The organism is Pseudomonas sp. AC229 (assembly GCF_979254655.1).
Map to the genome: position 1 here is coordinate 116,072 of NZ_CEEDHK010000003.1, position 18,569 is coordinate 134,640.

Sequence of the window (18,569 nt, forward strand, 5' to 3'; positions counted from 1 at the left end):
TGAGTGGGAGAGAGCGGAGTTGGCATCAAGCCAATGAGCATCTCGCACACCCAGTCCAACGCAGCCAGACCGAGCGCAGCAGCTATAAAAGCGAAATCAAAAAAAACCCGGACTCTGGGGGATGAATCCGGGTTAAGACCATTAGGAGTAAATCAAGGTACACAGTCCACGGTACCTTGGCTGGCGCGGCACTTGGGGGAGATGCCCACGCCAGTAACCCTCAGTATTGGCGAACTTCGCTGATCCGCCAGTGCCGCCAACCGCCTGCTTAAACATATTTGGAATACCGGCGCCGTTGTTGAGTGCTCAGCCAGCAATTGCCTGCTGAAGCACCGCCAGGGTTTCCTCGATCACCCGCGCTTCGGTGTAAAAGTGCGGCGACAATCGGATGCCTTTGCCGCGTGGTATGCACACCACGTTCTGCGCTTTCAGCTTCTGATAAAGCGCCTGGGTGTCGTGCCCGTCGACGCTAAAGGTGATGATGCCTGCCCGCCGCAGCGGATTCAGCGGCGAGTGCAGCGTGAGACCGGGCAGGGCGGTGAGCCCGTCTTGCAACCATTGCACCCGTTCTTCAATCAGCTCGCCCACGCGCACCATGCTGACTTCTTCCAACAGCGACAGGCTCGCTTCAAGCGCCATGGCGCCGAGCATGTTCGGGCTGCCGCACTCGAAACGTCTGGCGCTGCGGGCGGGCTCCCAGTCGGTGCGGGTGTAGTCGCCCATGCGCTCAAGCATGTGCCAGCCGTATTCGTGCAGTTTTAGTTGTTCACGCATTTCCGCGCGGCAGTAAAAAACCCCTAGGCCTTCTGGGCCGAGCAGCCATTTGTGACCGTCGGCCATGGCGAAGTCGCATTGGTTGGCTTGTACATCGAAGGGCTGCGCGCCCAATTGCTGGATGGCATCCACACAAAACAGGACACCGCGCTGGCGGCAGGCATGACCGAGCTTGGTCAAATCCAGGCGCAGGCCGCTGGCGAACTGCACGGCGCTAATGGCCATCAAGCGCGTTTTGGGGCCGCAGGCGTTCAGCAGGTTTTGTTCGGGGTCGAGACCGCTAAGGCTGACTTGCACCACCTCGACGCCCAATGGCGCCAGGGCCTCCCACACCACGCGGTTGGAGGGGAACTCCTCGTCGCTGATGATGATTTGCTCGCCCGGCTGCAAGTCCAGACCGAACGCCACAAACGACAGCGCCTCGGAAGTGTTTTTCACCAGCGCCACATCGTCGGTGGACGGCGCATTAAGCAGGCGCATAAAGCGTTCGCGCAGGCGCTGCTCAATATTCATCCAATCGGCGTAGTCACGTGCGCCCAGCAGCACGTTCTGTTCAGCGAACTGCGCAACTGCCTGCGCGGCGCGTCGTGGCCATGGGGCAACGGCGGCGTGATTGAGATATCGCAAGCCAGGATCTTGCTTAAACTCGTCATGAAAGGCGTACATGGTCTGATGATCCGTGCAATTTGGCACTAAATAGGCATAATACGCGGCTTCGATTTTTGACCTCCGCAGTCTCTTCCTATGCAGAAAGAACCCCGAAAGATCCGTGAATTTCGCCGCCGCGAGCAAGAGATTCTCGATGTCGCGCTGAAACTCTTCCTAGAACAGGGTGAGGATAGCGTCACGGTCGAGATGATCGCCGACGCCGTAGGGATTGGCAAAGGCACTATCTATAAGCACTTCAAATCCAAGGCTGAGGTGTATCTGCGTCTGATGCTCGACTACGAGCGGGATTTGAACGAGCTGCTGCACTCGGCCGATGTGGACCGCGACAAGGAAGCGTTGTCCCGCGCCTATTTCGAATTCCGCATGCGCGACCCGCAGCGCTATCGCCTGTTCGACCGCTTGGAAGAGAAAGTGGTCAAGGGCAATCAAGTGCCGGAAATGGTCGAGCAACTGCACAAAATTCGCGCTTCCAACTTCGAACGCCTTACCTTGCTGATCAAAGGCCGTATCGCCGAAGGCAAGCTGGAAGACGTTCCTCCGTACTTCCACTATTGCGCCGCCTGGGCGCTGGTACATGGCGCCGTGGCGCTTTACCACTCGCCGTTCTGGAGCAATGTGCTGGAAGACCAGGAAGGCTTTTTCCAATTCCTGATGGACATCGGCGTGCGCATGGGCAACAAGCGCAAGCGCGATGGCGAGCCTCCAGTCATCTGAACCCATTCAGTCAGTCTATTTCGGCATGTACGGCATGCAGATAGGCTGACGGCGGGCTTATACTCCGGCCTATTCTTCGCCGGAGTCATCCATGATCGTTGACCGTCAGGGCAGGCGCTTCCGCAATTTACGGATCAGTCTGACCGCCGCCTGTAACTACGCCTGTACGTATTGCGTGCCAGACGGTAAGCGCCTGGTCGCAGCGCAAGACGAACTGTCGGCCGATGCCCTGGTTCGTGGCGTGGCTTACCTGATCGAGGCGGCCGGCATCGAGCAACTGCGCATTACCGGTGGCGAGCCGCTGGTCAGCCCTAAGCTGGAAGCACTGTTGCAAGGCGTCAGCACGCTGGGCCTGCGCGATATCAGCCTGACTACCAACGGTCAGTTGCTGGCGAAAAAACTGCCGATTCTGCGCGAAGCCGGTATCCGCCGACTCAATGTTTCCCTCGATACCCTCGACCCGAGCGCGTTCCGCCGAATCGCTCGCGGTGGCGACCTGGCCACCGTGCTCGACGGTCTGGAACAGGCGCGGGCGGCGGGCATGAAAATCAAGCTGAACATGGTGCCGCTGCGGGGCCAAAACCTCGACCAAGTGCTGCCGCTGCTCGACTACTGCCTGGAGCGGGGCTTTGAACTGCGGTTTATCGAGCTGATGCGCATGGGCCACCTGGCCCGTGATGGCAACAGCTTTCAGCAGCAGTTCATCAGCATGCCGGCGCTGCTGGAAATGATTGGCGAGCGTTACGACTACCAGCAAGCCGACGCTCCGCTGGATGCCACCGCGCTGCGTTATCAGATTCCCGGCCACGGCTATTTTGGCGTTATTGCCAACGAAAGCGTGCCGTTCTGCCGTACCTGTTCTCGCCTGCGCCTGTCGTCCACCGGCTGGTTGCATGGTTGCCTGTCTTCGAGCAATCGCCACTACGTTGGCGACCTGCTGGAAAAACCCCGCCACCAAGCGTTGCCTGCGCTGCAAGGACTATTGATGAAAGCGCTGGGGGACAAGCAGGAGGTCGCCTTTTCTGGCGGCGTTACCGTGATGAAAATCATCGGCGGCTAGCTTCGTTATTCGTGCCTCTCGCCCACGGGGGCGCGGTTCTTCGCAACACTCACTCCCTTCGATCACGCTTCGCGCCGAACTTACTCGTCGCGTGAATGATTGCATATGCAACTGTTGCATATACACTCAAGCCCATGAACAAGCCAATTACCCCTCAGGGCTGTACCAACCTCAAGCTTCGTCAGCTGACCCGTATCGTCACGCGTCACTACGACAGCTTTGTCGCGCAGTCCGGTCTTAAAAATACGCAGTACGCGCTGCTTTCTTTCATCGTCAAACTCGGGCCGATTCGCCCCGGCGACCTGGCAAAACGCATGCAAATGGATGCCTCGACCTTGAGCAGAAATATGCAGCCGTTGGTGACGCAGGGCTGGGTTGCCGTGGGCGCCGGGGGCGATGCGAGAAGCCGTTTGGTTGAGGCGACCGACGCTGGCAAGGCCAAGCGGGAGGAGGGCCGGGTGGCCTGGAAGCAAGCGCAGACGGTGCTGAACGAACAGCTCGGCGTCGAGCGCGTCGCCTTGCTGCATGAGCTGCTCGACGGCTGTATCGCCTCGCTCGGCGAAGAAGCCGATGTCACGCGCTGAACCCACGTTGATTTTTAACGCAGAGTCCGACTGCCACTCGGCTCTTTCCTCGCCTACGGGCTTGTTGCACTGCAGCCATACGGATGTCCGCGATGGAAACCACTGAACACAATCGCCTGCCCGCGCAGGAAAACGTAACGACGATGAAGACGCCAATCCGCCTGACGGGAGAGTTGTTGTTTCTATTGGCAGGTTTCGCCGCCCTCGGCGCGCTGGCGACCAATATCATTCTTCCGGCCTTCCCGGCGATGGCGGGCGATCTGGGCGCTTCGGTGACTGAACTCAGCGCCACGCTTAGCAGCTTCTTTCTGGCGTTTGCCTTGGGCCAGTTGTTTGTTGGGCCGCTGTCGGACCGCTTCGGACGCCGCCGGTTGGTGATGGCGGGCGTGGTGTTGTTCGTTGTGGGCAGTGCCGTCTGCGCGATGTCGCACACGTTATCCGTTCTAATCGCCGGGCGAATCGTTCAAGCGCTGGGGGTTTGCGCGACGTCGGTGCTGTCACGCGCTATCGCCCGCGACTTGTTTGACGGCGATGAGCTTGCCCGCACGCTGGCGATGATCATGGTGGCTATGGCCGCTGCGCCGGGATTTTCACCGCTACTCGGCGGGTTGTTCAGCAGCTTTTTCGGCTGGCGTGCGACGTTCGGTTTCGTGGCGATCCTCGCGGTGGTGCTGGCCGTTCACTACGCGGCGCGGCTGGGCGAAACCCATGGTGCCGACAACCGGGTGAAGCTCTCGATCGGCGCGATTCTTTCGAGCTACAAGCAGTTGCTGCTGGATCGCCGTTTTATTGCGCCGGCGTTGTCGGTGAGTTTGGTGATCGGCACGCTCTATGCGTTTTTCTCCATGGCTCCGGCGATCTTGATGGGCGGCTTCGGCTTGTCGTCGCTGCAACTGGGCGTGTTTTTCGCCGCCACCGTTTTTGTGGTCTTTGGCGCGGGATTTACGGCGCCGCGTCTGGCGCGCTTCAAAGGCCCTGCATTCGTGGGTCGCTGTGGCATCGTGGCGGCGTTGGCGGGAAGCGCGGGGTTGTTTATTGCGCCCGATAATTTCGTGGCGTTCTGTGTGTCTCAGACGGTTTTTCTGTTGGGCATGGGGCTTGTTAATCCGCTGGGTACGGCCATTGCGCTGCATCCATTTGGCAAGCAAGCCGGCACTGCCTCGGCACTGCTGGGGTTTTTGCAAATGAGCTGCGCGGCCGCCGCGATCACGGTGGGCGCGAGTCTCGGACTTCCCGCGTATACCTCGTTTGCGCTGGTGGCCACGGGCGCGCTGGCTGCCTCGTTCCTGGTTTTCCTGGCCGTGAAGTGAGCGTTCTCTGGGCGTTGAGTTGAAGCCTGGCGCGGAAGCTGCAAGCCTGCGCGTTATGCGCCGGCTTTCTGTCACCGGCGTGCGGAGACTCACTATGCGTAGCCTGATTATGCTGCTGACGCTGCTGGCCCTCGGGGGCTGCATGAAAGTCAGCGACTTGAGCGATGGCGCTCTCAATCAACTCAGCGATGCCGGATTGCTCGACCACAGCGATATCCGCCGGTCCAGCCCGTGGCGTTTGCAGGCCGATTCCTTCATTTATATAGCCCAGGGGCATTTCGTTCCGCCGGGCGGCCATGCACCGCGCCCAAACATAGTGGCGGAACAGGCGTTCAATGGCTTTGTCGAATATTTTCCAATGGTCCGTCGCGCCAAGCAGCCGGCGGGGTTGGACGAAGCGTTGAGCCAGGCACGGGCTGCGGGCGCGAATTATCTGTTGTACACACGGTTCGCCGGCGCTGATGATCGCATCGGCACTGAGGATGAATGGAACGATCAGGAAGCCCTGGATCGCCTGGGTGTCGACCACAGCGTGATTCAGGTCATGCTGATCGAGACCAACACACGCTATCTGGTGGACACCGCGCGCATCCGTAGCCGTGGTGGTTTTCTGACGCTATACGACAACAAGCCCGACGACCTAGTTGGGCCGCCCATGCAGGAATACGCGCGTCGTCTGCTGGGTTTGAATGAATAGATAGGAGAGGGCATGAGTGATCCAGGCAAGGCGGGCGACCTGCTCGGGCAAATTCCCAAAACCAAAGGCCTGCCACCGGTGCACCTGTGGAATCCGGATTTCTGCGGCGACATTGACATGCGCATCGCCCGCGACGGCACTTGGTATTACCTGGGCACGCCGATTGGCCGTAAACCCATGGTGCGCCTGTTCTCCACCATCATCCGCCGTGACGGCGATGACTATTTTCTGATTACACCGGTCGAGAAGGTCGGCATCACCGTCGATGACGCGCCGTTCGTAGCCGTGAGCGTTGATGTGGAAGGCGAGGGCGAGGCACAGGTGCTGCGCTTCACCACCAACGTGGAAGACGTGACCGAGGCGGGGCCGGAGCACCCGATGCGCTTTGTGATCGACCCGACGACCGAGGAGCCTGCGCCGTATGTGCATGTGCGCACCAACCTTGAAGCGCTGATTCACCGCAACGTGTTTTATCAGTTGGTCGAGTTGGCGGTGCCCCGCGACATTGATGGCCAAAGCTGGCTGGGTGTGTGGAGCGGCGGTGAATTTTTTCCCATCGCGCCCCAGCCGGATTGATGCCGCGAATAGGTGACGATTGCGCCATGCGGCCAATCGAGATTTGCAGGAATCGAGGCTAAAGCCTCTCCTACAAAAACACGATTCCCGTAGGAGAGGCTTCAGCCTCGATGCTTTGGCGTAATGGCCTCTTTGGCTTTGGGTTGGAATTCACGAGAAGCAGATCGAGCGAGCTAGAGCCGCGCAAGGCAAAAACGGTTTTTGAAGCGCAGTTGGCTGTAGCCAATGAGCATTCAGAAAGCGTTTTTAACGCAGCCCGGCCGACGCGCAGCCGATCGGGGCAGGAAAAAATAAGGGCTCCCGAGGGAGCCCTTATTTTTACCCAACGCTATTACATGTTGGGGTAGTTCGGACCGCCAGCCCCTTCCGGCGCGACCCAGTTGATGTTCTGGGCTGGGTCTTTGATGTCGCAGGTTTTGCAGTGCACGCAGTTCTGGGCGTTGATCTGGAATTTCTTCTCGCCGCTTTCCTGCGTCACGATTTCATACACGCCCGCCGGGCAGTAACGCTGCGCAGGCTCGTCGTAGAGCGGCAGGTTTTTCAGCAGCGGAATGCTTGGGTCGATCAGCTTCAGGTGGCAGGGTTGTTCCTCTTCATGGTTGGTGTTGGAGAGGAATACCGAGCTCAGCTTGTCGAAGCTGAGTTTGCCGTCCGGTTTCGGGTAGGCGATTTTCTTCGATTCTGCAGCGGTCTTCAGGCAGGCGTAATCCGGCTTGTTGTCGTGCAGGGTGAAAGGAATTTTGCCGCCGAACAGGTTCTGGTCAACAAAGTTGAACGCGCCGCCCAGCAGCGGGCCGTACTTGTGCAGCGCCGCGCCGAAGTTGCGGCTGCGGAACAATTCGTCGTACAGCCAGCTGGCTTTGAACGACTCGACGTAGCCGTTGAGCAGGTCGCCGCCTTCGCTACCGGCGAACAGGGCATCGGCCACGGCGTCAGCGGCGAGCATGCCGGACTTCATGGCGGTGTGGCTGCCTTTGATCTTGGCGAAGTTCAGGGTGCCGAGGTCGCAACCGATCAGCGCGCCGCCGTTGAACACCATCTTCGGCAGCGAGTTCAGGCCGCCTTTGCAGATGGCGCGAGCACCGTAGGAAACGCGCTTGCCGCCTTCCAGGTACTGCTTGACCACCGGGTGGTGCTTGTAGCGCTGGAACTCGTCGAACGGCGAGAGGTGCGGGTTGGCGTAGGACAGGTCAACGATCAGGCCAACAACCACTTGGTTGTTTTCCAGGTGGTACAGGAACGAGCCGCCAGTGTTCTCGGTGCCAACAACGTCCAGCGGCCAGCCGGCGGTGTGCAGCACCAGGCCTTGCTCGTGCTTGGACGGGTCGATGTCCCAGATTTCCTTGATGCCGATGCCGTAGTGCTGGGCGTCGGCATCGCTGTCGAGGTTGTACTTCTTGATCAGCTGCTTGCCGATGTGGCCACGGCAGCCTTCGGCGAACAGGGTGTACTTACCGCGCAACTCCATGCCGGGGGTATACACGCCTTCTTTAGGGTGGCCTTCGCGGTCAACGCCCAGGTCACCAGTCAGAATGCCTTTGACCACGCCGTTTTCGTCGATCAGCGCTTCTTGCGCGGCAAAGCCTGGATAGACTTCCACGCCCAGGTTTTCAGCCTGTTGCGCCAGCCAGCGGCAGAGGTTGCCGAGGGAGATGATGTAGTTGCCTTCGTTGTGCATGGTTTTAGGCACAAACAGGTTCGGCACTTTGATGGCGGCTTCGGCGTCTTTCAACATATAGATGTCGTCGCGCTTGACCGGCGTGTTCAGTGGCGCGCCGAGCTCTTTCCAGTCGGGGAAAAGCTCGTTCAGTGCGCGGGGCTCGAACACGGCGCCGGAGAGGATGTGGGCGCCGACTTCGGAGCCTTTCTCGACCACGCAAACGCTGATCTCTTTGCCCGCTTCAGCGGCTTTCTGCTTCAGTCGGCAGGCGGCGGACAGGCCCGCTGGGCCGGCGCCAACGATGACGACGTCGAACTCCATAAATTCGCGTTCCACAGGCAATCTCCTACTCAGGCTCTATCTATGTTTTATTTGAGGATCGGGCTCGTTCCGTGAGCTGTGTCGGCGCATTATATCCACGGACCCCGACGGGTCCAATACAAACGTTTGTTTGAATTTCTCAATAGCCTGCTAGAATCAGGTTTACACGGCTTAAAGTGGCCATTTTGTCGTATTGACCCGTTTGGGCGATACGGTCAAGATACGGGCGGTTTTGCGCTAGCCGTGCTGTAGGCTGACCGTCGGTTCCGGCCGACGAGCATCACCCGCCATTGTCTTTTGGCGACTTCTTATTCACCGGAGAGTAACGAGGAATCCATGAAGGTTCTTGTAGCTGTCAAACGAGTGGTTGACTACAACGTCAAGGTTCGCGTCAAAGCGGACAACTCCGGCGTTGATCTCGCCAACGTCAAAATGTCGATGAATCCCTTCTGCGAAATCGCTGTGGAAGAAGCCGTCCGCCTGAAAGAGAAAGGCGTGGCTACCGAGATCGTCGTGGTTTCCATCGGCCCGAACACCGCTCAAGAGCAACTGCGCACCGCGCTGGCTCTGGGTGCTGACCGCGCCATTCTGGTTGATACCGCGGAAGAGCTGAACTCGCTCGCCGTGGCCAAGCTGCTCAAGGCTGTTGTGGATAAAGAGCAGCCTCAGCTGGTCATCCTCGGCAAACAAGCCATCGACAGCGACAACAACCAGACCGGGCAGATGCTCGCTGCCCTCAGCGGCTATGCGCAAGGCACCTTCGCCTCCAAGGTTGAAGTGGCTGGCGACAAGGTCAACGTGACCCGCGAAATCGACGGCGGTCTGCAGACCGTTGCGTTGAACCTGCCGGCCATCGTGACCACCGACCTGCGCCTGAACGAACCGCGCTACGCGTCGCTGCCGAACATCATGAAAGCCAAGAAAAAGCCGCTGGAGACTCTGACTCCAGACGCTTTGGGCGTCTCCACCTCGTCTACCGTCAAAACCTTGAAAGTTGAAGCGCCGGCTGCTCGCAGCGCGGGTATCAAGGTCAAGTCGGTTGCTGAACTGGTCGAGAAACTGAAGAACGAGGCGAAGGTAATCTAAATGACTATCCTGGTTATCGCTGAACACACCAATTCCGCCCTGGCGCCAGCCACCCTGAACACTGTGGCTGCTGCTGCAAAAATCGGTGGTGACATTCACGTGCTGGTTGCAGGCAGCAATGCCGGCGCCGCTGCTGAAGCTGCTGCCAAGATCGCTGGCGTTTCCAAAGTGCTGGTAGCCGACAACGCTGCCTACGCTAACCAACTGCCAGAAAACGTTGCGCCGCTGATCGCTGACCTTGGCAAGAGCTACAGCCACATCCTGGCTAGCGCTACTTCCAACGGCAAAAACATCCTGCCGCGCGTTGCCGCTGCACTGGACGTTGATCAGATCTCCGAGATCATCTCGGTAGAAAGCGCTGACACCTTCAAGCGTCCGATCTACGCCGGTAACGCCATCGCTACCGTCCAGTCTTCGGCTGCCGTGAAAGTGATCACTGTGCGTTCCACCGGTTTCGATCCGGTTGCGGCTGAAGGCGGTTCTGCTGCTGTTGAAGCAGTGAGCGGCCCGGCTGATGCTGGCAAGTCGTCCTTTGTTGGCGAAGAGCTAGCCAAGTCCGACCGTCCTGAGCTGACCGCTGCCAAAATCGTCGTTTCCGGCGGTCGCGGCATGCAGAACGGTGACAACTTCAAACACCTGTACGCACTGGCCGACAAACTCGGCGCAGCTGTGGGTGCATCCCGTGCTGCTGTCGACGCCGGTTTCGTACCGAACGACATGCAGGTTGGTCAAACCGGTAAAATCGTCGCACCGCAGTTGTACATCGCGGTCGGCATTTCCGGCGCCATCCAACACTTGGCCGGTATGAAAGACTCCAAAGTCATCGTTGCCATCAACAAAGACGAAGAAGCGCCGATCTTCCAGGTTGCCGATTACGGTCTGGTTGCGGACTTGTTCGAAGCTGTACCGGAGCTGGAAAAGCTGGTTTAACCCGCGCTTTCTGCTTAATAAAAAACCCGCTCACTGAGCGGGTTTTTTTATGCCTGACACCTTAGCTTTTCGCGCTGTCCAGAAACGCCTGGTAGTGGCTGGCGGTTTCTTCCGGCCGCTCGATCATCGGCACATGGCCGCAGTCTTTCATGATCACCACGGTTGGCTTTTTCAGCAGCGGCTTCATCACCTCGATGCTCGACACATCCAGCACGCGATCCTTGTCGCCCCACAGCAGCAACGTCGGCGCCTGAATTTTTGGCAGCTCCGGTTCCAGCGGAATGTAGCGCTCGCGCAGGTGGCTGAACACTTTGTCATTCTGCTCACTTCTGGCGCTCGCCTGCTCAGCCATGTAGCGCTGCAGGTTCTTCGGCATCGCCGGTGGCTCAACGAACACGAAGGCCACCAGCTTGGCGAAGCTTTCGGCGTCACGCGCGACCAGTGGGTTCGGCTCGCCGCGTTCGAGCATTTCGTACAGCTCGCTTTTCTTCGGTGAGGTAATGCCGGCATTGTCCAGCAGGCCCACAGAGAGCACTTCTTCCGGGTGGCGCGCGGCATACAGCGCGGCGATTTGGCCGCCCATGGAGTTGCCAATCACGTGCAGTTTTTTCAGGCCCAGGGTGTTTACGAACGCGGCGACGCGTTCGGCTTGGGTGCCCACGTCGTAGCTGGCATTCGGTTTGCTGCTATCGCCGAAGCCGGGCAGGTCGATGGCGATCACCTGATAGCGCTTGGTAAAGAATTTGGCGAAGCGCAGCCAGTTGTCTTTGTTGGCGCCGAAACCGTGAATCATCAGGATGGTTTCGCCGTCGGCCGGGCCGCCCTGGTAATAGTGGATGCTCAGGTCGCCGACCATGGTCTGCTCGCTGCTCAGCCCGGCCATTTGCCGTTCGGCGAATTGAGCCGTGGCCATCAGGGTGGCGGGGGAGAAGTACAGCAGCGTGGCAATTGCTGCCACGCAGATCGCAAACCCAACGAGTAGTTTTTTCATGGACCGTCCTTATCGCCAATAATTATTTCAATTCGTCTAAGCTAGCATGACGCTGTGTGTGGTCGGCACACCAGGCCGTCACCCCCAACCAACGTTCAGTTCGGGAAACCCGCTGATGCAGATACGCCACCTTATCGCGCTGTTGTTGCTGCTCGCCGGTTTGCCAGGCTTGAGCGCTGCTGCTGGAAAGTGTGAACGCCTGGTGGCGACTGGTAACCCTGAATACCCTCCTTATTTATGGCGCGATCCGGCCAACCCTAAGCAGCTGATAGGCGCCAACGCCGACTTGCTCAAGCAACTGGGCAAAGAACTCAACCTCACCATTGACGTGATCTACACCGGCCCTTGGTCGCGCGCGCAAGAAGAAGTGCGCACCGGGCGCGTCGACATGATCGCCGGCGCATTCCTTACGTTGTCCCGTCTGGAGACCATGGATTACGTGCATCCCGCGTTTCTGGAAACCAGCAGCGTGGTCTGGGTAAAACGCGGCAAAGGCTTCCCGTATGCCCAGTGGGACGACCTGCGCCTGCACACCGGCGGCACCTTGGTGAACAACAGTTTCGGCCAGGCCTTCGACCACTACGCCAAAGACAACCTCAGCCTGGAAACCGTACCGAGCCTTACCCAGGCGTATCAAAAGCTGCTGCTGGAACGCACCGACTACGTGTTGTATGAACGTTATCCGGGCCTGGCGCTGGCCGAAACCCTGGGCATGACCGCCGACCTTGAAGCCCTTGAGCCGCCGATTTCCAGCGAAGGCCTGTACCTGACGTTGTCGTTCAACTCGGCTTGCAACGAGCCGTGGCTACGCGGACAACTGGCGAAAAAAATGACAGAATTGGCCGCCTCTGGTGCCCCGCAAGCCCTGCTGGAACGCAATCTTGAGCGTTGGAAAGAACAGCAAGTGCAGGCGGCGACTCCCTCGAAACAGTAGGAATTTTTTGTGATTCATAGACGCACACTGGCAATCGCCGTGGCCCTCGTGGCGCTGGCCGGTTGTACCAAAGACCCCGCGCCGATCGAACAAATGCGCCTGACTGAACAGGCCGTCGCCCAAGCCAAGGCGGTTGGCGCCGACGCGCAGATTCCCGAGATGGTTCTGGCTGAGCAAAAGCTGGCCCGGGCGCAGAAAAACATGAACGAGCAAGACTACAAACGCGCGCGCATGTTTGCCGAACAAGCCGAACTGGACGCGCGTCTGGCCGAAGGCCGCGTGCTCACCAGCAAGAGTGAAAAACAGTTGGCTGATCTGAACGCCCGCATCAAACGCCTTCACAAACAACTGGGGGCGATGCAGTGAACCCGATTGCCTACCGCCTTTTTGCCGCCGCCTTGGCCGCAGCGCTGCTCACCGGCTGCGCCACTGAACCGGATGCCGAGCAAAGCCTGGAAGCCGCCCGCGACGGTTTTCAGAAAGTTAAAGAAGACACCGACGCCCTGCGCTACGCCCCGCGCGATGTGATTCGCGCCGGCGACTCGCTGTCGCGCGCTGATCGTTTGTCCACCTACTGGGGCAGCGATGCTGACGTCCAGCACTACGCCTACCTAAGCCAGCGCTACAGCGCGATCGCCGCCGAGCACACCAAGCTCAGCGTCAATCAAGAACGCCAGGCCAAGCTGCAGATGGACGTCGAACGGCTGCAACTCAACCTGCGCGAAGCCAAGCTGTTGAGTGTTCAGCAGCAAGGCAAATGGCTGGAAGAGCAGATCAATCTGGCCGCCACCGAAACCAACCGGGGCCTGGTGCTGACGTTGGGAGACGTGCTGTTTGACGCCAGCGATGCCGAGTTGAAACCGGCCGCCAATCGCACCTTGCTCAAGCTGGTGCAGTTCCTCCAGCTCAACCCCCGCCGCGTGGTGCGCGTTGAGGGTTACACCGACAACCGGGGCAGCCGTGAGGAAAACCTCGAACTGTCCAAGGCGCGCGCGCAAGCGGTGGCCGACACCCTGATCGACCTTGGCATCGACCAAAGCCGTATCCAGGCCGTCGGTTACGGCGCCGATTTCCCGGTCACCGAAAACGCCTCGTCCCGTGGCCGTGCGCAAAACCGTCGGGTGGAAATCGTGTTCTCCGACGACCAGGGCAAGTTGGGCTCGGATCGGTAGTCCGAACGCCTAATCCCCAGCCCCGGTCGTTCACAGCGCCCGGGGCTTTTTTATACCCTCAGTGTTATCCGGTCTCCCAAACCCACCACCGTCATCCTCGCGCACGCGGGGATCCAGGCTTGTTCAGTAAACCGCAGCCCACGTCCAGCCTGCGATAAGCGCCGCCCCACGACCCGGTTTTCCCTGTTCTGTATGCAAAACAAAATCTGCAACTGTGCCGGTTCAGTTCTAGACTGTTTCGCTACTGTATCGGTGTTCACGCTCAATCAGGGAAAGCCGCCATGACCAGTCTGTTGCTCTATCAACGTATCGCCCAGCAATTGGCCGAAGATATCCGCCGAGGCGTGTATCAACCGGGCGAGCGCGTGCCGTCGGTACGCAAGATGAGTTCACAGCTGAACGTCAGCCACGCCACCGTGTTGCAGGCGTACGCCAACCTTGAGGACCAGGGCCTGATTCGCGCCCGCCCGCAGTCAGGCTTTTACGTTCACCAAACCCCGGCGCTAACCGCCGCCACCCCGGACATCGCCCGGGTCGAGCGCCCTGGTTTGGTCACTCGCAGCAGCATCATCAACCAAGTGTTGACCGAAGCCCGGCGCGAAGGGGTTTTTCCCTTCGGCGCCGCGGTGCCCCATGTGGATTATTTGCCGGTTCGCGCGCTGCATCAGCAGTTGGCCAAGGTGACCCGGTTCCACAGCCCACGCGCCTTCAGCTACATGTTCAGCCCAGGCTTCGAGCCGCTGCGCCGCCAGGTGGCGATCCGTATGCGCGATGCCGGCGTGGTCGTTGACCCGGCGGAAGTCGTCATCACCCACGGCTGTGTCGATGCCCTGCAAATGTCGTTGCGCGTGCTGACCAAGCCCGGCGACCTGATCGCCACCGAGTCGCCTACGTATTACGGCCTCCTGCAATTGGCCGATTTGCTGGGCCTGAAAGTGATCGAGATTCCCAGCGACCCCACCACCGGCATCAGCCTGGAAGCCTTGCAGTTGGCGGCCAGCCAATGGCCGATCAAAGCCTTGGTGCTCACCGCGCGACTGAGCAACCCGCTGGGCGGCACCATTCCGGAAGACCGGCAAAAACAACTGCTGCGCCAAGCCCGCGAGTTCGATTTCCATATTGTTGAAGACGACATTTACGGCGAACTGCTGTTCGAGCAAGGCCCGACCAAAGCCTTGAAATCTCACGATCGCGAAGGCCGCGTGCTGTATTGCTCAAGCTTTTCCAAAACCCTGTCGCCGGGCGTGCGCGTGGGCTGGATTGTCGCCAGCAAATACCAGGACGACATCCAGCGCCTGCAAACCTTCACCACCCATTCGGCGTGCAGCGTCACGCAAATGGGCGTGGCGGCGTACCTCGAAAATGGCGGTTACGACCGCCACTTGCGCTACATCCGCCACGAATACCGGAAGAACCTCAGCGCGTTCCAACTGGCCGTGCAGCAGTATTTTCCCGAAGGCACGCAAATCACGCGACCTAAAGGTGGCTTCATTTTGTGGGTCAGCCTGCCGCGCCGCGTCAATACCAAAGATCTGCACGTTCGGGCGTTGCAGCAGGGCATCAGCATTGCGCCGGGGCTGATCTTCAGCAACACCGAACAGTTCAACCACTGCGTGCGGTTGAACTGTGGCATTCCGTGGAACCGTGAGTCGGAGCGGGCGATCATGACGCTTGGGATGTTAGCCAATCAGCTCTGCCAAGAGACGCCTAACCTCATGTGAAACGATCTTCTGGGCGTCGGCCATGCTGCGTTGCGTCCTCGCTTTTAATGCTCACGTACTGCAGTACGCTGCGCTTAAAAGCTCCGGGGCGCCTTGCCTGGCTCTAGCCGAGAAGATCTAGCGGGTGCTTCGAAATGCGCTTTTTTTTTAAAAGCGTTAACCCCGCCCGCCAAACCCCTCCGTCTACCTGAGCGAATGGACCCCCTGGAGACGCCAGCATGGCTCACTATCTCGCTCTATCTCGTTTGCCCCTGATTTGCGGTTTTGCCGGTGGCCTGGCCATCACGCTCAGTGCGTGCTCGGTCAAGGAAGCCGACTCGGTTGCCGCCCAGGCGCCCGTTGCCCCCGCGCCGATTACCTATTCCCGTGATGCGCTGGCCGAGCAGGTCGCGCCGGCCGAGGCCAAGAAAGCCGAGCCCAATGCCAGTTACGCGGCGGTCGCCGGCATGGTCAAACCGAGCCAGCGCATGGCCGCGCCGGCCCCTGCCGATGCGCCATCGCCGTATTATCAAGACGCCAACCGCGAGCAATACCAGAAGCTCGCTGACAACCCGATCCATGCCGTCGCCCAAGACCCGGTTTCCACGTTCAGTATCGACGTCGATACCGGCAGCTACGCCAACGTGCGACGTTTCCTCAATCGCGGCCAACTGCCGCCGGAAGAGGCGGTGCGTCTGGAAGAGCTGGTGAATTACTTTCCCTACAGCTATCCACCGGCCAGCGGCGACACGCCCTTTGGTGTGAGCACCGAGCTGGCGGTTACGCCGTGGAATGCCAACAGTCGGCTGTTGAAAGTGGCAATCAAAGCCTCGGACTTGCAAAGCCAAGCCATGCCGCCAGCGAACCTGGTGTTTTTGGTCGATGTGTCCGGCTCTATGGACCGCCCCGATGGCCTGCCGCTGGTGCAAAGCACGCTGAAACTGTTGGTCGACCAGCTGCGCGCCGAAGACAAAGTGTCGTTGGTGGTTTATGCCGGCGATTCAAGCGTGGTTCTGGCGCCGACGTCCGGCAGCGAAAAGGCCAAGATCCGCGCCGCCATCGACCAATTGCAAGCGGGCGGTTCGACGGCAGGGGAGTCGGGCATTCAGTTGGCGTATCAACAAGCCCAGCAAGGCTTCGTGGCGAACGGCATCAACCGCATCCTGCTGGCTACCGATGGCGACTTCAACGTCGGCATCAGCGACTTCGACAGCCTGAAAAAGCTCGCCGAAGACAAGCGCAAAACCGGCGTGTCGCTGACCACCCTCGGCTTTGGCACCGACAACTACAACGAGCAGCTGATGGAGCAGTTGGCCGATGCCGGCAACGGCAATTATGCGTACATCGACAACCTGCGCGAGGCGCGCAAGGTGCTGGTGCAGCAGCTCAGTTCAACCCTGATGACCGTGGCCAAAGACGTGAAAATCCAGGTGGAATTCAATCCTGCGCAGGTCAGTGAGTACCGCCTGCTGGGCTACGAGAATCGCGCCCTCAAGCGTGAAGACTTCAGCAACGACAAAGTCGATGCTGGCGAAATCGGCGCGGGCCACACCGTAACGGCCTTGTACGAAGTCGTGCCCGCTGGCAACAAAGGCTGGCTGGAACCGCTGCGTTATGAGCAGCCGGCAAGCAAACGCGCCGCCTCCAGCGAAATGGCCCTGGTCCGCATCCGCTACAAAGCGCCCGAGCAAAACACGAGCCGCTTGCTGGAAGTGCCGATTGCCGCTGACGCCAGCGCACCGGCCATCGCCCAGGCCAGTGCTGACCTGCGCTTCGCTGCGGCCGTCGCCGCCTTCGCCCAGCAGTTAAAAGGCGGCCAATACACCCAAGGCTTCGACCTGGCTGCCAGCGCCGAGCTGGCCCGTGGCGCCAAGGGCGACGACCGCTTTGGCCTGCGCGCTGAATTCGTGCAACTGGTGGAACTGGCGCAGAGCCTGCAAACTGCGGCCACTCCTTCCCCTAAAACCCTGGCCAAGGTCGACTAGCGTGACAGCCGCTCCTTCACCTGACTCTTCTGTTTCTGCTTCTGCCATTGGCGACGCTGAGTTGTTGCGTCGCTATCGGCAGGGCGATAGCCAGGCGTTCGCTGAGCTGTATGCCCGGCATCGCCTGGGGCTGTTCCGTTTTCTGTGCGGCCTATGCGGCGATTCTGCTATTGCCGAGGAAGTGTTCCAGGAAACCTGGATGAGCCTGATCCGTAGCGAGTCGCAGCAGCGCGAGGCGGTGCAGTTCAGCACATGGCTGTACCAGATCGCCCGCAACCGGTTGATCGACTATTGGCGCAAGCATGGCAAACGCCAGTATCTGCACGACGAATACGACGAACAGGTGCACGCCGAGGCCGATCACCAGCCTAACCCGGAGCAGCAGCTCAGCCTGACCCGTGACCAGCAGCGTCTGCAGGCGGCGCTGGATGATCTACCGGCTGAGCAGCGTGAGGTGTTCCTGCTCCGTGCCCATGGCGACATGGACGTCAGCGAAATTGCGACCCTGACCCAAACGCCGGCGGAGACCGTGAAAAGTCGCCTGCGCTATGCCCTGAGCAAGTTACGACGGTTGCTGACGGACCCGGCCACCGCCGACGAGGTATCCCTATGACACACGAACCGCGTGACAGCGCCGAGCTGGAGCAGACGATGCTCGAGCATTTCCGCCGCCACAGCGAGCAAGCGCCGCCGCCGGACATGGATGCGCGCATTCTCGCCGCCGCCCAGGCTCAAGCCGCCCACTACCAGCGTGTGCCTGCCAAGCAGCCTGTACTGAGTCGCTTACAAGGCTGGTTATTCGGCGGCAGCCAGCGTGCCCGATGGTCGATGGCCTTTGCCAGCATCGCCACCTTGGGCATCGGCGTGGGCTTGGCGACGCGCACCATGGAGCGGGCGCCGGAGCAGCAATACGACGCCGCACCGATCACCTTGTCGGTGCCGGCACCTGCGCCAGCCATGGCGCCTAAGGCCGAAGCCGTCGACCCGGATGCCTTCTATGCCGCCGAGCCGCAAGCCGAGAAAAAAGCCAGCGTGAAGGAGCGTGCCGCTGCCCGCCCGGAAATGCGCAAGCAAGCGCCGGCGGTGATCAGCGGCCAATTGAACGAACAGCTCAGCGATAAACAGCAGGCGCCAGCGTCGCCCGCCGCGCCGTTTACCGACGCGGCGCCAAAGCCATCAGCCCCGGTATTGGCGCGCAAAACCGCAGGCGATGACGCGCAGGTGCAACGTAGCCTGGAGCAGATTCTGCAATTGCAACGCGACGGCCAGAACGCGCAGGCCGAGCAGCAATTACAGGCGCTGCAACAGCGTTACCCGCAGCGCAATGTGCGCACGCAGTTGCAACAATTGCAGCACTCGCGTGGTCAGCAGTAGGAGGGCAGTGGTTACATCCTGCCCAGAGTGCA

At 60.0% G+C, this 18,569-nt stretch carries 18 protein-coding genes; 15 read left to right on the forward strand and 3 right to left on the reverse strand.

What is annotated here, in order from left to right:
- Positions 1–306 precede the first annotated feature (306 nt).
- The gene (locus AC0IW7_RS05415) at positions 307–1,440 is read right to left on the reverse strand and encodes an aminotransferase class V-fold PLP-dependent enzyme (RefSeq protein WP_471816280.1); all 1,134 of its coding nucleotides are present in this window, start codon (positions 1,438–1,440) and stop codon (positions 307–309) included.
- 78 nt (positions 1,441–1,518) lie between these two features.
- Here AC0IW7_RS05415 and AC0IW7_RS05420 point away from each other — a divergent pair, with 78 nt between their 5' ends.
- From AC0IW7_RS05420 to AC0IW7_RS05445, 6 genes are all read left to right on the forward strand, one after another.
- A complete protein-coding gene (locus AC0IW7_RS05420; protein ID WP_122451389.1) occupies positions 1,519–2,157 on the forward strand; it encodes a TetR/AcrR family transcriptional regulator in 639 nt (212 codons plus the stop codon).
- Positions 2,158–2,248: 91 nt separating this feature from the next.
- On the forward strand, positions 2,249–3,217 hold the full coding sequence (locus AC0IW7_RS05425) for a GTP 3',8-cyclase MoaA (RefSeq protein ID WP_471816282.1): 969 nt from the start codon (positions 2,249–2,251) through the stop codon (positions 3,215–3,217).
- A 134-nt stretch (positions 3,218–3,351) separates the two neighbouring features.
- Entirely contained in the window at positions 3,352–3,801 is a 450-nt protein-coding gene (locus AC0IW7_RS05430; protein ID WP_471816284.1) for a MarR family winged helix-turn-helix transcriptional regulator, read from the forward strand.
- Between the two features lie 92 nt (positions 3,802–3,893).
- A complete protein-coding gene (locus AC0IW7_RS05435; protein WP_471816286.1) occupies positions 3,894–5,111 on the forward strand; it encodes a multidrug effflux MFS transporter in 1,218 nt (405 codons plus the stop codon).
- 94 nt (positions 5,112–5,205) lie between these two features.
- On the forward strand, positions 5,206–5,808 hold the full coding sequence (locus AC0IW7_RS05440; RefSeq protein ID WP_471816287.1) for a DUF4823 domain-containing protein: 603 nt from the start codon (positions 5,206–5,208) through the stop codon (positions 5,806–5,808).
- A 12-nt stretch (positions 5,809–5,820) separates the two neighbouring features.
- A complete protein-coding gene (locus AC0IW7_RS05445) occupies positions 5,821–6,384 on the forward strand; it encodes a DUF1285 domain-containing protein (protein WP_471816289.1) in 564 nt (187 codons plus the stop codon).
- 331 nt (positions 6,385–6,715) lie between these two features.
- Here AC0IW7_RS05445 and AC0IW7_RS05450 read toward each other — a convergent pair whose 3' ends face one another.
- Positions 6,716–8,380, reverse strand: a complete 1,665-nt coding sequence (locus AC0IW7_RS05450; protein ID WP_471816291.1) for an electron transfer flavoprotein-ubiquinone oxidoreductase — start codon at positions 8,378–8,380, stop codon at positions 6,716–6,718.
- A gap of 321 nt (positions 8,381–8,701) precedes the next feature.
- On the opposite strand from AC0IW7_RS05450, the gene AC0IW7_RS05455 reads away from it, so the two are divergent.
- Together AC0IW7_RS05455 and AC0IW7_RS05460 are read left to right on the forward strand one after the other, a co-directional pair.
- Entirely contained in the window at positions 8,702–9,451 is a 750-nt protein-coding gene (locus tag AC0IW7_RS05455; protein ID WP_463541656.1) for an electron transfer flavoprotein subunit beta/FixA family protein, read from the forward strand.
- Entirely contained in the window at positions 9,452–10,381 is a 930-nt protein-coding gene (locus tag AC0IW7_RS05460; RefSeq protein ID WP_463541657.1) for an electron transfer flavoprotein subunit alpha/FixB family protein, read from the forward strand.
- 61 nt (positions 10,382–10,442) lie between these two features.
- On the opposite strand, the gene AC0IW7_RS05465 is transcribed toward AC0IW7_RS05460, so the two are convergent.
- The gene (locus AC0IW7_RS05465) at positions 10,443–11,372 is read right to left on the reverse strand and encodes an alpha/beta fold hydrolase (protein WP_471816293.1); all 930 of its coding nucleotides are present in this window, start codon (positions 11,370–11,372) and stop codon (positions 10,443–10,445) included.
- A gap of 115 nt (positions 11,373–11,487) precedes the next feature.
- On the opposite strand from AC0IW7_RS05465, the gene AC0IW7_RS05470 reads away from it, so the two are divergent.
- The 7 genes from AC0IW7_RS05470 to AC0IW7_RS05500 all read left to right on the forward strand — a co-directional run bounded on the left by AC0IW7_RS05470 (position 11,488) and on the right by AC0IW7_RS05500 (position 18,537).
- Complete coding sequence (locus AC0IW7_RS05470; RefSeq protein WP_471816295.1) at positions 11,488–12,306, forward strand: substrate-binding periplasmic protein; 819 nt, start codon at positions 11,488–11,490, stop codon at positions 12,304–12,306.
- A 12-nt stretch (positions 12,307–12,318) separates the two neighbouring features.
- Positions 12,319–12,672, forward strand: a complete 354-nt coding sequence (locus AC0IW7_RS05475; protein WP_471816567.1) for a DUF4398 domain-containing protein — start codon at positions 12,319–12,321, stop codon at positions 12,670–12,672.
- Positions 12,669–13,478, forward strand: a complete 810-nt coding sequence (locus AC0IW7_RS05480; protein ID WP_471816297.1) for an OmpA family protein — start codon at positions 12,669–12,671, stop codon at positions 13,476–13,478. Before AC0IW7_RS05475 ends, AC0IW7_RS05480 begins: the two co-directional genes overlap by 4 nt.
- 281 nt (positions 13,479–13,759) lie before the next feature.
- The gene (locus tag AC0IW7_RS05485) at positions 13,760–15,199 is read left to right on the forward strand and encodes an aminotransferase-like domain-containing protein (protein ID WP_471816299.1); all 1,440 of its coding nucleotides are present in this window, start codon (positions 13,760–13,762) and stop codon (positions 15,197–15,199) included.
- Between the two features lie 218 nt (positions 15,200–15,417).
- Positions 15,418–17,163, forward strand: a complete 1,746-nt coding sequence (locus AC0IW7_RS05490) for a vWA domain-containing protein (protein ID WP_471816301.1) — start codon at positions 15,418–15,420, stop codon at positions 17,161–17,163.
- 1 nt (position 17,164) lies between these two features.
- Positions 17,165–17,776: an RNA polymerase sigma factor gene (locus AC0IW7_RS05495; RefSeq protein WP_471816303.1), complete on the forward strand. Its 612-nt coding sequence runs from the start codon at positions 17,165–17,167 to the stop codon at positions 17,774–17,776.
- Entirely contained in the window at positions 17,773–18,537 is a 765-nt protein-coding gene (locus tag AC0IW7_RS05500; protein ID WP_471816305.1) for a hypothetical protein, read from the forward strand. Before AC0IW7_RS05495 ends, AC0IW7_RS05500 begins: the two co-directional genes overlap by 4 nt.
- Positions 18,538–18,569 lie beyond the last annotated feature (32 nt).